Source organism: Roseateles aquatilis (assembly GCF_002205645.1).
Lineage (GTDB): Bacteria > Pseudomonadota > Gammaproteobacteria > Burkholderiales > Burkholderiaceae_C > Roseateles > Roseateles aquatilis.
Map to the genome: position 1 here is coordinate 340541 of NZ_NIOF01000004.1, position 13021 is coordinate 353561.

A 13021-nucleotide genomic window follows, 5' to 3' on the forward strand; every position below is an offset into this window, starting at 1 on the left:
CCATGACCGCGCTCCCGACCGTCGCCACCGTCTCCGAGGACCAACTGGCCCAGTGCGCCAGCGAGCCCATCCGCATTCCCGGCGCGATCCAGCCGCACGGCTGGCTGGCGGCGGTCGAATGGTCCGACGGCCGCCTGACGGCCTTCAGCGACAACTGGGCAGCGCTGCTGGACGCCCCGCCCGGCGTGCTGGCCGCGTACGTGCAGGACACGCTTGGCCCCGTCGTCGACGGACTGCATGCGCTGGTGGACGGCGAAGGCCCGGTGTCCTGCGGCACGCTGACCTTGCGCGGCCGGCGCCTGCACGTCTCGGGGCATCGGCTGAGCGCGCTCGCCTACTTCGAGCTGGAAGCCGACAGCGAGGACGCCGGCACCCGCGCGCCGATCTACAGCCTGGCGCGCCACCTGGTGCCGGCAATGCAGCGCACCGGATCGGTCGACGAGCTGTGCCGGGTCGTCGTCGCCGAGATGAAGCGGCTGACCGGCTTCGGCCGCTGCCTGGCCTACCGCTTCGACGCGCAAGGCCACGGCGCGGTGCTCGCCGAGGCGCTGGACCGCGGCTACGACTCCTACGCCGGCCACCACTTCCCGGGCTCCGACATCCCGCCGCAGGCGCGCGAGCTCTACCGCATCAATCACATCCGGCTGATCGGCGACGCGACCTACACGCCAGTGCCGGTGCGCTTCGTCGACGGGCGCGAGGGCTCGGCGCTGGACATGTCCCAGGCGGCGCTGCGCAGCGTCTCGCCGGTGCACCTCGAGTACATGCGCAACATGGGCACGCTGGCGTCGATGTCGGTGTCCATCATCGTCGGCGGGCGGCTGTGGGGGCTGGTCTCCTGCCACGACCACGCGCCGCGCCACCTGTCCTGGCAGACCCGCATGGCCTGCGAGCACCTGGGGCAGTTGCTGTCGCTGCAGATCGAGGCCAAGGAAGAAAACGAGCAGGTCACCGAGCAGCTCCGGCTGCGCCAGCTGACGCTGGCCATCGTCGCCCACCTGGCCGACAGCGACGCGACGCTGCAGCGGCTGATGGAGGAGCCCGGCCCGTTGCTGCGGCTGGGCCGCGCGGCCGGCGCCGCGGTGATCCTGAACGACACCTGCTGGTCGGTGGGCGAGACGCCGGACCGGGACACGCTGATCCAGCTCGGCCAATGGCTGGGCAACCGCATCGACCAGGACTGGCACAGCGACCGGCTGCCCACCGAGGCGCCCGCGCTGGCCGACGGCCTGCGCGCGACGGCGGGCATCCTGGCGATCTCCATCTCCAAGCTGCACCGGCATTACATCGTCTGGTTCCGGCCGGAGATCGTGCAGACCATCGTCTGGGCCGGCGATCCGCGCAAGGAAAGCTCCACCGGCGAGGACCGCCGGCTGCATCCCCGCCGCAGCTTCTCCAGCTGGAAGGAGCAGGTGCGCGGCCGCTCGATGCCATGGACCGCCAGCGAGGTCCACGCCGTGCTGGAGCTGCGCCAGGCGCTGATCGGCATCGTGCTGCGACGCGCCGAGGAAATGGCCGAGGTCGCGATGGAGCTGGGCCGCGTCAACAAGGAGCTGGAAGCCTTCTCCTACACCGTCTCCCACGACCTGCGCGCGCCGATGCGGCACATCGCCGGCTTCGTCGACCTGGTGCTGGAGATGGAAGGCACCCTGCTGTCCGACCGGTCCCGCCGCTACCTGTCGCACGTGAAGGAGGCCTCCGCCCACGCCGGCCAGTTGGTGGACGCGCTGCTGGACTTCTCGCGCATGGGGCGATCGGCGATCAAGCACACCTGGATCAATAGCGCCCACCTGATCGAGGACCTGATCGCCGAGCAGAACGCGCAGGTGAAGGATCGCCGCATCGAGTGGCAGGTCCAGCAGCCGCTGCCCAAGCTGTGGGGCGACCCGGTGCTGCTGCAGGTCGCCGTGCGCAACCTGATCGCCAACGCGGTGAAGTACACGCGGCCACGCGACCCGGCCCGCATCGAAATCGCGGGTATCGATACCCCCGAGGGCATCGGGCTCCGCGTCTCCGACAATGGTGTCGGTTTTCAAATGAAGTACGTCGGCAAGCTGTTCGGCGTCTTCCAGCGGCTGCATCAGACGGAGGCGTTCGAGGGGACCGGCATCGGGCTGGCCAGCGTGCGCCGCATCGTCGAGCGGCACGGCGGACAGGTGCAGGCCTGGGGCGCGCCCGATGTGGGAGCGCGCTTCAGCTTCGTGTTGCCGACGCGGGAGATGCAGGAGGCCTCGGCCGCCGAGGCCGCTCCGGAGCGAGCGTCCCCGGTGATGGCGATACCGACATTCGCGCCGGAAGGCGGCGCACCCCAGACGAATTGATACTGATCCACACCGCCATGCTCAAGCCCATCCTGCTGGTCGAAGACGACGCCCGCGATCTTGAACTGACCCTGGTCGCCCTGGAGCGAAGCCAGCTCGCCAACGAAGTGATCATCGTGCGCGACGGCGCCGAGGCCCTCGACTACCTCAACCGCGAAGGCAGGCACGCGGACCGCGCGGCCGGCAATCCGGCGGTGATCCTGCTGGACCTGAAGCTGCCCAAGGTCAACGGCCTGGAGGTGCTGAAGGCGGTGCGCAGCACCGAGCCGCTGAAGAGCATTCCGGTGGTGATGCTGACCTCGTCGCAGACCGAGTCGGACGTGGTGCACAGCTACGAGCTGGGCGTCAACGCCTACGTCGTGAAGCCGGTGGAGTTCAAGCAGTTCGTCGCCGCGATCGCCGACCTGGGCGTGTTCTGGGCCGTGCTGAACGAGCCGCCGCCCGGATCGCTGCGCGCCACCCGGCGCTACGAATGATCCATGACTGAAGCCCCTCGGCCCGAGCCTCAGCCCGAGCAGCCCCCATCGCCCTGCGCCCCGCCGCTGGAGATCCTGCTGCTGGAGGACTCCACCTTCGACGCCGAGCTGCTGCTCGCGCAGCTGGAGGCGACGCATCCGCGCGCGCGGGTGACCTGGGTGAAGGACGAGCCCGGGCTGCTGGGCGCGCTGGAGACGCAGCGCTTCGACCTCATCCTGTCGGACTACCAGTTGCCCGGCTTCACCGGCGCGGAGGCGCTCGCGCTGGCGCAGAAGACGGTGCCGGGCACGCCGTTCATCTTCGTCTCCGGCGTGATCGGCGAGGAGAACACGGTGGAGCTGCTCAAGCGCGGCGCCACAGACTACGTCATGAAGGGCCGCCTGGCGCGGCTGCCGGTCGCGATCGACCGCGCGCTGCGCGAGGTGCGGCAGCGCGAGGCGCAGCGCCAGATCGAGGCGCAGTTGCGCGAGGCGGACGCGCTGTATGCGCGGGTCGTCGACTCGCTGCAGGACTACGCGGTGATCCTGCTGGACCCCGAGGGCCGCATCCGCGACTGGAATCGCGCCGCGAGCGCGATCTTCGGCCACGAGCTGGAGGCGGTGCGCGGCATGTCCGCGGAGCTGCTGCTGACGCCGGAGGACCGCGTGGCCGGCGTGCTGGAGAACGAGCTGGCGGTGGCGCTGACGCAGGGCGCGGCGCGCGACGAGCGCTGGCTGATGCGCCAGGACGGCACGCGGCTGCGGGCCGAGGGCGTGGTGACGCCGCTGTTCAGCGCGGCGGGCGCGCCGACCGGTTTCTCCAAGGTGATCCGCGACACCACGCCGGCCTACGAGGCGCAACGCGCGCTGCGCGAGGGCAAGGAAGAAGCGGAGCGTGCCAACGAGCTCAAGGACCAGTTCCTGGCGGTGCTGTCGCACGAGCTGCGCTCGCCGCTGAGCGCGATCACCGGCTGGGCGGACATCCTGAACAATTTCTCGGACGCGCATCCGCTGCTGGGCAAGGCGGCGACGGTGATCCGGCGCAACGCGCAGTTGCAGGCGCGCATGATCGACGACCTGCTGGACATGAGCGCGGTGGTGGCCGGCAAGCTGGTGCTGCAGACCGCGCCGCTGGACCTGGCGGCGCACGCGTCGGAGGCGGTGCTGGGCGCGCTGCACGAGGCTCAAGGCAAGGGCGTGGCGCTGAACTGCCGCGCGCCGGAGCCGGTGTGGATCTCGGGGGACGCGCAGCGGCTGTCGCAGGTGGTGACCAACCTGATCGGCAACGCCATCAAGTTCACCGACGGCGGCGGCAGTGTCGATGTCGAGGTCACGATCGACGACGGCTGCGCGGTGCTGCGCGTGCGGGACACGGGGCGCGGCATCTCGCCGCAGTTCCTGCCCTTCGTGTTCGACCGGTTGCGGCAGGAGGACGGCTCCTTCACCCGCAAGGCTGGCGGCCTGGGCCTGGGCCTGGCGATCGCGCGCGCGATCGCGGAGCTGCACCAGGGCCGCCTCAGCGCCGACAGCCCCGGACCGGGCGGCGGCGCGACCTTCCATCTGCGCCTGCCCGTGCTGCAGGACCAGGCCCTGCCCCCGCCGCCGGCGGCGCCGCCGATCGAGCTCTCCGAAGACAGCCTGGCGGGCGTGCGCGTGCTGCTCGTCGACGACGAGGAGGATGCGCGCGAAGTCGGCCAGGTGGCGCTGAGCCGGCTCGGCGCCAAGGTCAGCGTGGCCGCGAGCGCGGCCGAGGCGCTGGAGCGGCTGGGCGACGAACGCTTCGACCTGCTGGTATCGGACATCGGCATGCCGGAGATGGACGGCCGGTCCCTGATCCGCGCGGTGCGCAAGCTGCCGGGCGGCAGCCCCGAGGAACTGCCGGCCGTGGCGCTGACCGCCTTCGCGATGGTCGCGGACCGGCAGGAAGGCCTGGCGGCCGGCTTCCAGGGCTACGTGGCCAAGCCCATCGAGCTGGGCACGCTGACGCGGGCGATCCATGAGGTGCTGGACAGGCACGACGAGGAATAGGGCCTCGCGGGGAGCCGCGAACGGGGCTTTGCCGTCGCCAGTTCGCGCCCGAGTCTTCTTCTGCGCGCGGCTGCGGGATAACATCTCCGGATGTTTGAAAGCTCCTCTGGCCTCGACCTCGCCGCGACGCATCTGAATGCGTCGGTCGGCCCTGTCGTGACCGCGGCGCACATCGCGCAGGCGCTGCGAGCCGGATCGTTGCAACCGCTGGTTGGCGATCCCGACGTCGAGGCCATGGTGTCCTTCCTCTTCGTCGAAGTGCAGCCGCAACTGATCGCCCGTTGCGCGACCGAAGCCGGCGTCAATCTGCTGCAGGCGCACGCGCTGTACATCGACACGCTGGAGAAGCTCGCGCCTCGGGCACCCGCATGGGAAGCCGAGATGGAGCCGTTCCTATGACCACCCGCGAGGACGTGCGCGAGCATCGCAGGAATGGTCGCTGGCGTGTGCTGGAGTCCTTGGCGAAGGAAATCGTGGCCGACGCTCACGCTGTCTCCGGCGTTCGCTTCGCACCGCACCTCGGCGGCGGAACGCGTCTGATGCTGACGCTGGAGCATCGCATCAGTGACGACATCGACCTGTTCATCCGCGATCCGCAGTGGATCGGATTCCTGACGCCTCGGCTCAATGACCGCTTCGAGGATCGCATTTCCGGCTACGACGAGGGCAACACCTCCTTGAAGTTCCGCTTGCCCGAGGGTGAGATCGACTTCATCGTCGGGCTGTCATTGCTGGACCTGGAGCCGGAGGTCATTCCCGACACGACGTTCCCGGTCGAACCCATTGCCGAAGTCCTGGCGAAGAAGCTCTTCTATCGAGGACAGTTTCTCGCGCCGCGAGACCTCTTCGACTGGTACGCGATCGAGCATCTGGCACCACAGTCGGTGGCAGGTGTTGCCTTCGGCTCGTTGTTGAAAACGACCAAACTGGAGCAGGTGGGCAAGGCCCTGGAATTGATTCCTGCTTCACCAGGCGCCTCCCGGTCGTGGGACCTGATCCAGGCCCACGACAAGCCAGGACTGCGGGAAGCCGCGGACTGGGCGATAGGAAAGTTGGCGGACTACGCGGCGCGTACCGCTCCCCTGCCGCCACCGCCGCCGCCCAAGGGATCGCGTTGACGCGGGTCCCGGCCGAGCAGTGGCTCAGTGCTTGAGCAACCTGAGCCCGCCCCACGCCAGCACGCCCCCCAGCGCGATCTGCAACCCTCCGAGCACCCAGCGCCCCGCCGTCGCCCCGAGGAACTCCGCGGCCAGCAGCGACCATCCGCACAAGGCCTTGCATCCGGACCCCTCGGGCATCGGCGATTCGGGGCTCACCAGGCGCCACGCGCCCATCAGCACCCCCGCCGCGCCGATCACGAGCAGGCATGCGCCGACCCACTTTGCTTCTCGTTCCATGGCGAGATGCTAGCCGTCATGAGCGGCACCGAATGCCGCGATGAACGTCCGCGCGCCCACCGCTTTCCATTAGGGAGAAGCGAGCACATCCCCCACCCCGGCGCGCTCGCACAATGCCGCGAGCAAAAAAACAGTCGGGGAGGAGCACATGCACAAGACCCATCGGGCGGCGCTCGCGGCGCTGACCGCATGCGCGCTGTCGGTCGCGCTGATCGCACCGGGCGTCCAGGCCCAGCCGGCGCCATCCAGGCCCGCCATCGAGGACTTCTTCCGCGATCCGGAGATGCGGCGGGCCCGCCTGTCCCCCAACGGTCGTTTCCTGGCCTTCGTCGCCAACAAGGACAACGCCTCGATGCTCGCGGTGGCGGAGATCGACAACGACATGAAGGTCATGGCCGTCGCCTCGTTCGCCGACGCGGACATCGGCAGCTACGCCTGGGTGGGCAACGACCGGCTCGTCTACACCGCCGTCCAGGACCAGGGCGACAAGTGGCGCGACCTCCACAGCTCGGGCCTCTGGTCGGTCCGCCGCGACGGGACGGAACGGCGTCAGCTGATCCACACCATGTGGGGCGCCAACGACCAGACCGCCTCGCGCATCTCCAACCGCGCGCTGACCTACGACTGGTCCTTCCGCTCCGCGCCGGACGACGACAGCGGCGAGGTCATGGTCCACAACCGCCGCTACGACGGCCGCGGCCAGCCGACCGCCGTGCGCCTGAGCCGCCTCAATGTCGTCACGCAGTTGCGACGTGGTCTGGACGAGGGAACGCCCAGCGACACGCGTCACCAATGGCTCGACCCCGTCGGCGAACCCTGGGCCCTGAGCGCCGTCAGCGGCGCCAGGGAACGCCTCTACCTGAAGAACGCCGAAGGCGCCTGGACCCTGTGGCAGCAAGGCGGACTCTTCGAGTACACCAACGTCACACCGTTCGCCTCGGACGGCCGCTCCCTGCGCCTGGTGCTGTCGGTCACGCCGGAAGGCACGACGGCGCTCTATCGCATCGATCCCGCGACGCTGAAGCTGGAAGCCAGGCCGTTGATCTCGACCAAGGGGTTCGACTTCGACGGCGACGCCGTCTTCGATCCCGAGACGCGCCAGTTGCTCGGTGTCCAGTTCCAGACGGACGCGCCGACCAGCTACTGGTTCAACGCTCAGCTCAGGCAGTGGCAGGCCTTCGTGGACAAGGCCCTGCCCGGACGCGTGAACCTGCTCGACTGCGGACGTTGCCTGCGCACCGGACGCCTGCTGGTCACCTCCAGCTCCGACCGGCAGCCGGATCAGTTCCTGCTGTTCGACACGGCGAAGGAGAAGCTGACGATGCTCGGCTCGTCACGCCCCTGGATCAAGGCCGCGCAGATGGGGCAACGCGATCCGATGCGGATCAAGGCGCGCGACGGGCTGGAGTTCCCCGTCATGGTGACGATCCCCGCCGACAAGGCCGAGGGGCCTCGGCCGGCCGTGGTGCTGGTCCATGGCGGCCCGTACCTGCGAGGCACGCAGTGGACCTGGGACGAAGAAGCGCAGTTCCTGGCCAGTCGGGGCTACGTCGTGATCGAGCCCGAGTTCCGCGGCAGCACCGGCTATGGCGACCAGCTCTTCAAGGCGGGCTGGAAGCAATGGGGCCTGGCCATGCAGGACGACATCAGCGATTCGCTGCGATGGGCGGTGAAGCAGGGCTGGGTGGACCCCCAGCGAGTCTGCATCGCCGGCGCCAGCTACGGCGGGTATGCGACGCTGATGGGCCTGATCAAGGACCCCGGGCAATACCGCTGCGGCGTCAGCTGGGTCGGCGTGACGGACATCGAGTACCTCTCGACGATCAGCTGGAGCGACATGTCGGATGTCTGGAAGGACTACGGCATGACGCTGATGGTGGGCGACCGCGAGAAGGACGCGGAGCAACTGCGCAAGACCTCCCCGCTGCGTCGCGCCGCCGAGATCCGCCAGCCGCTGCTGCTGGCGTACGGCCACGACGACCGGCGCGTGCCGCTCAAGCACGGCCAGGACTTCCGCTCCGCGCTCAACGCCGCCGGCAACAAGCAGTTCGAGTACGTCACCTACGCCGAGGAGGGCCACGGCTGGCGCAAGCTGGCGACCAAGGTCGACTTCTACGGCCGCATGGAACGTTTCCTGGCCAGGCACATCGGCACGGAGCCGAGCAAGGCCATCCAGACGGCGCCGTCGGAATCACCCGCGGACGGCGCGGCGGGCAAGTAGCGGTTAATCTCCGGCCCCTTCGCAGCCTTCGACGCCTCGTCGCGATCCGGTCCGCGCCCCTGCGCGGGGCACGGTCGCGATCGACGGCAACTCACCATGCAGTTCAACACCTACTGGGACCAGTGCGGCCTGGCCGATCACCCCACGCTTGCGGCCGAGGCAACGGCCCTGGCCGACGAAGTCCGCGCGCATCAGGACGCATTGCGGGCCGTGCTGACGCCGCAAGCGCTGGCCGCCACCCCCGTGCAATGGCGCTACCGCGTGCCCGAGCTCGGCGACGCCGGTGCCTGCTCACTGTTCGGCACCCTGGCCGAGCAGCCCTATGAGCTGGCCGACAGCCTCGGCGGTCGCTCCGCCGACACCGAGAAGCTGCTCGCCCTGGCGACCGCCGTGGTCGGCTACTACCGCCAACACAGCCGCAGTCACTGGTTCGGCGTCTATCAGGCGCGTGCCAACGCCGCCGGAGCGCGCGTGCTGGTCAAGCTCGCCTACTTCGGCGCCGAGAGCCGGGCGGAGTTCCCGCTGACCGACGAGTTCGCGAAAGGCAGCAACAACAGCGCGGTGGGATTGAGCGGCCGGGGTCGCCTGATCAACGACGTCGGCACCTACGTCAACGACGGCGGCGCGTATTACACCTGCGACCCGAAGGTGAACGCCGAAGCCTGCCTGCCGCTGTTCGGCGAGGACGGCCGGGTGGTGGGCATCATCGATTCCGAAGCCTTCGATCGGGGTTTCTTCACCGGCGGCGAGCTCGCGCTCGTGCTGGCCGTGGCGGCGACGCTCTCGGGCGACGCGCTGGCGTCGCGGCCGGCTCCAGGCGTCACCGCCCCCTAGGACGAAGTCCAACCTAGGGGCAGGGTTTGGCCCCTGGGTCGGGTGGACTCCCCTGTCCTTGGGATGGCCGCGCCGCCAAGCGCGCCCATGATCGGCCCCTCCATGACGAGGCGATCACCATGCCCATCGACTGCAGCTTGAGCCTGACGCTGTTCGGCCCCGTGGCGCTGCATCGCGTGGCGCCGCGCGGCACTCCGCTGCGTGTCGCCTTGAGCGCGCAGTCCCGCAACCTGCTGGCCTTCCTCGCGCTGTCGCGGGGCAGTTGCCGTAGCCGCAGCGATCTGGCCCAGTCCCTGTGGGACGAAGCCGGCGGCCCCGCGCGGGCCGGCAGCGTCAACACCGCCCTGTGGCGGCTGCGCGCGGCCATCGAGCAACCGCCGTTCGATACCGGCGACGTGATCTGCGCGCAACGCGGCGGCCAGATCAGCCTGCGCCCCGACGCGCCGATGCAGATCGACGTCGAGGACTACCTGCGCCATGTCCTGCCCGTGCTGGCGCTGCCGCTGGAACGCGTCACGCCCGACGACGCCGAACGCCTGCGCCAGGGCACGGCGATGTACTCCGCCGAGTTGCTGCAGGGCCTGCAGGACGACTGGGCCCTGCGCGAGCGCGAACGCCTGCGTCGCCATCAGCTCAACGCGCTGGATCGGCTGATGCAATGGCACGCGCTGAAGGGCGACGCGGTCGGCGGCATCCGTCACGCGCTGGCGATCCTGGAGATCGACGCGCTGCGGGAGGATGTGCACCGCTCGCTGATGCGGCTCTATCTGCGCGCCGGTCAACGCGCGCTGGCGCTGCGCCAATACGAGCACTGCCGGGCCGCGCTCAAGCGCGAGCTCTCCATCGTGCCGATGCCCGAGACCCGCGACCTGTATCAGCGGATCGCCGACGGCGCGATCGGCGCCCTCAACACCGCCATGCCGCCGACGATGGATCGCGCGATGGCACCGGCCGAGCCTGTCCCCGCCGCGCTGCTGCCGCCGCGACCGCCCGTCCCGATCGCGCCCGCCGTCGGGCTCATCGCGCCGCTGTCGCCGCCCGCCGTGTCCGACCTGCTGGACAAGGCGCACCGGCACCTCGCCGCCGCGGACCGCCAGGTCCTGCTCGCCCGCGCGGCGGCCGGCAAGACCCGGCGCTGATCCGGCCCTCTCGCGGCGCCGCCGCCGGCGGCGGCGCCTCGCGTTGCCCCAGGATCGCGCCGAGTCTCCCCACTCCACCTCACCGCCCGCCCGCCGGCCCGAGCCCGCGGGCGGTCTGCGTTTCCGGGACGCGGTGACGCCCCGCTCGCGTCACCGCGCGCCGCGGTGCGTCGTGATGCGCCTGGTGACGCACTTGGTGCCGCGCCTGCTGATGCACCTCGTGGCGCGGCCGCGATGTCGGCCGCCATGCACCTCGTCGCATGCACCGACACGCCCCGACGCGCCCCGTGATGCCACGGTGATGAACCGGTGATCCGCGGGTGACCGCGTCGTGATGCCGCGGTGATGTCGGCCGACCAGACTCTGAGACATGAGCACTCCCCTCCACCCAGGTCCGATGCCATGGCACTCCTCGAAGACCATTCGGCCGCATTCATCCTGCGCGTCTGGTGCGAACCGGACCGCGGCGCGCGGCCGGGCCTGGTCTGGCGAGGCTCCATCGAGCACGTGCCCAGCGGCCGGCGCGTGTTCTTCCACCAGGCCGGCGCGATCGTCGCGTTCGTCCAGCCCTACATCGATTCGCTGCTCGGCGGTGAGCCGCCGCCGTCGTCCTGACGGATGCCCCGCCCCGGCATCGCAGACGCCCCTGGACATCGACGTCGCCGGTCCCCCGACCCGTCGCCCCCGATCGACCCATCGACTGCCTGACCCATTGACCCATTGACCGCAGAGGTGATCATGAGCTCACGTGCCCTCGCGTCCGCGGACGCCTACCCCCATCTCCGCCAGTGCCTGGCGCCCGAGTTCGCCGAGCTCGACGCCGCCTCGCTCGAGGCCTACATGGACGAGCGTTTCGGCGAAGGCGCCGCCGAGCAGTACGACGAGTACCTGGAAGGCTTCTTCGACGACGTCGGTCGCGCCTTCCGCAAGGTCGCGCCGGTGGTCGCCAACGTGGCGGGCGGCGTGGCGCGGGGCGCGATGTCCGGCTCGTCGCTGGGCCTGCCGGGGATCATCGGCGGCGCCGTGGTGGGCGGTGCGGGCACCGCGCTGAGCAGTTATGCGAAAGGCCCGCTGCGTGACGTCGGCAACGTGCTGAACACCGGCACGCAGATCGCCAGCCAGTTCTCGCCGATGGGGCGCCTGGGCAATCAGGTCGGCACCATGGTGAGCGGGCTGGGCCAGGGCCGCATCACGCCGCAGCGCCTGCTGCTGCAGGGCTCGCAGGTGCTGGGCGCCGTCGGTGGCGGCAACCCGGCGATGGCCGGCGTGGGCCGGCTGCTGGGCGCCGCGGGCGGGATGGCCGGCGCAGGCGGCGGCGGTGGTGCCGGCGGCATGGCCGGCGCAGCCGGGCTGCTGAGCGGCATGCTCGGCCGGCCCGAGGTGCAGCAGGCCCTGATGGCGATGAACCTCGGGCCCGCCGGACGGCGCACGGTGCCGGTCGGCGCCGCCCGCACGCCGGTGCCGACGACCGCCATCGCCGGTCTGCTGCAGAACCTCACGGCCCAGGCGATCGACGAGGCCGCCGCCTTCGACGAAGGCGCGGAGAGCGCGCTCGGCTACATGGCCGATGCCAACGGCGAATTCGTCGGCGATCCGGGCGAGGAGCTCGACCGCTCCGCCCGTGTCATGGACCTGCTGAACAACGCGCACTTCGAGCGCCTGGCCTCGGCGGCGCTGGCGGACTGGCCCGCGATCGCGCAGGCGGCCTCGCAGGCCGTCGGGCAGGCCCGGGCGCAGATGCAGCAGCGTCAACCCCCGCGACCGCGCCGGCCGGATTGGCAGCCTCCAGCGGCGGAGGACAACGTCTACGAGTTCTTCGACGAATACGCGGGTGTCGACGAAGGCGCCGAAGCCGCCGGGTATGACGAGCAGGCCGAGGACGCCGGGTATGGCGCCGCATATGGCGCCGAGTACGACGGCGAGTTCGACGGCGAGTTCGATGCCGAGCAGGACGGCGCCTACGAGGCCGCCTACGACGAATCGGACGGGGCGTACGACGGCGAAGCCTGGGACGAGTCCGCCGAGTCGGCCGAAGCCGCGGGCGAGGACTTCCAGGAATGGGACGAGGAGATCCAGTATGTCTACGCCTGACACGCTGATGACCGGCGACGCGCTGGCCCAGCTGCGCGCACAGTTCGCGGGGCAAGCCGCGGACAACCCGGCGATGGCGATGCTGATGCAGTGGTTCGACCAACGCCAGACCGCCGCCGCCGCGCCCGCGATGGCCGATAGGCCGGACGAGGACATCGCCGAGTCGTGTCCCGCCCGCCATGACGGACTGGACCACGCCACCCGCGCCGACGTGCGCACGCTGCTGGCCCACAGTGAAGCGCAGGAAGCCGAGCTGACCACGCTGCGTGAGCGCAACGACCTGCTCGCCGCCGCGCTGGGCGCCTGCCACCTGTGCTTCGGCGACGACGCGTGGTGCCCGCATTGCGGCGGCCGCGGGCGGCCCGGCTCGCGCCGGCCGGCGCCGGGACCGTTCAAGCGTTACCTGCGGCCGCTGCTCGACCGCCTGCGCCCCGCGGCGCCCGTCGACGACGGCGCCGCGTCCGTCGCTCCCCTGCGTTCCCCCGTCTCCCCGATGCCGATGGGCGGCAGCGGGAATGCCACCCGGTGAGTCGCC

12 protein-coding genes are annotated in these 13021 nt (G+C 70.6%); 11 read left to right on the forward strand and 1 reads right to left on the reverse strand.

Annotation, left to right across the window (positions count from 1 at the left end):
• The first annotated feature begins 2 nt into the window (after positions 1-2).
• From CDN99_RS12030 to CDN99_RS12050, 5 genes are all read left to right on the forward strand, one after another.
• On the forward strand, positions 3-2321 hold the full coding sequence (locus CDN99_RS12030) for an ATP-binding protein (RefSeq protein ID WP_088385085.1): 2319 nt from the start codon (positions 3-5) through the stop codon (positions 2319-2321).
• A 17-nt stretch (positions 2322-2338) separates the two neighbouring features.
• Positions 2339-2797, forward strand: a complete 459-nt coding sequence (locus CDN99_RS12035; RefSeq protein ID WP_088385086.1) for a response regulator — start codon at positions 2339-2341, stop codon at positions 2795-2797.
• Between the two features lie 3 nt (positions 2798-2800).
• Positions 2801-4804 (forward strand): ATP-binding response regulator, encoded by a 2004-nt coding sequence (locus CDN99_RS12040; RefSeq protein ID WP_088385087.1) that lies wholly within the window; start codon positions 2801-2803, stop codon positions 4802-4804.
• 90 nt (positions 4805-4894) lie between these two features.
• A complete protein-coding gene (locus tag CDN99_RS12045) occupies positions 4895-5203 on the forward strand; it encodes a hypothetical protein (protein ID WP_088385088.1) in 309 nt (102 codons plus the stop codon).
• Positions 5200-5922 (forward strand): nucleotidyl transferase AbiEii/AbiGii toxin family protein, encoded by a 723-nt coding sequence (locus CDN99_RS12050; RefSeq protein WP_088385089.1) that lies wholly within the window; start codon positions 5200-5202, stop codon positions 5920-5922. The genes CDN99_RS12045 and CDN99_RS12050 overlap by 4 nt, the downstream gene beginning before the upstream one ends.
• A gap of 24 nt (positions 5923-5946) precedes the next feature.
• Here the strand turns inward: CDN99_RS12050 and CDN99_RS12055 are convergent, their stop codons facing one another.
• Complete coding sequence (locus CDN99_RS12055) at positions 5947-6201, reverse strand: hypothetical protein (RefSeq protein WP_141100747.1); 255 nt, start codon at positions 6199-6201, stop codon at positions 5947-5949.
• Positions 6202-6349: 148 nt separating this feature from the next.
• On the opposite strand from CDN99_RS12055, the gene CDN99_RS12060 reads away from it, so the two are divergent.
• The 6 genes from CDN99_RS12060 to CDN99_RS12085 all read left to right on the forward strand — a co-directional run bounded on the left by CDN99_RS12060 (position 6350) and on the right by CDN99_RS12085 (position 13015).
• Positions 6350-8422: an alpha/beta hydrolase family protein gene (locus tag CDN99_RS12060; RefSeq protein WP_088385091.1), complete on the forward strand. Its 2073-nt coding sequence runs from the start codon at positions 6350-6352 to the stop codon at positions 8420-8422.
• 96 nt (positions 8423-8518) lie between these two features.
• Positions 8519-9256: a GAF domain-containing protein gene (locus tag CDN99_RS12065; protein WP_088385092.1), complete on the forward strand. Its 738-nt coding sequence runs from the start codon at positions 8519-8521 to the stop codon at positions 9254-9256.
• A gap of 119 nt (positions 9257-9375) precedes the next feature.
• Positions 9376-10395 carry an AfsR/SARP family transcriptional regulator gene (locus CDN99_RS12070; RefSeq protein WP_088385093.1) on the forward strand — a complete coding sequence of 340 codons (1020 nt, stop codon included), beginning with the start codon at positions 9376-9378 and terminating at the stop codon, positions 10393-10395.
• 402 nt (positions 10396-10797) lie between these two features.
• Positions 10798-11010 (forward strand): hypothetical protein, encoded by a 213-nt coding sequence (locus tag CDN99_RS12075; RefSeq protein ID WP_088385094.1) that lies wholly within the window; start codon positions 10798-10800, stop codon positions 11008-11010.
• A 123-nt stretch (positions 11011-11133) separates the two neighbouring features.
• Positions 11134-12486: a hypothetical protein gene (locus CDN99_RS12080; protein WP_141100748.1), complete on the forward strand. Its 1353-nt coding sequence runs from the start codon at positions 11134-11136 to the stop codon at positions 12484-12486.
• Positions 12473-13015 (forward strand): hypothetical protein, encoded by a 543-nt coding sequence (locus CDN99_RS12085; protein ID WP_141100749.1) that lies wholly within the window; start codon positions 12473-12475, stop codon positions 13013-13015. Before CDN99_RS12080 ends, CDN99_RS12085 begins: the two co-directional genes overlap by 14 nt.
• Positions 13016-13021: the final 6 nt, after the last annotated feature.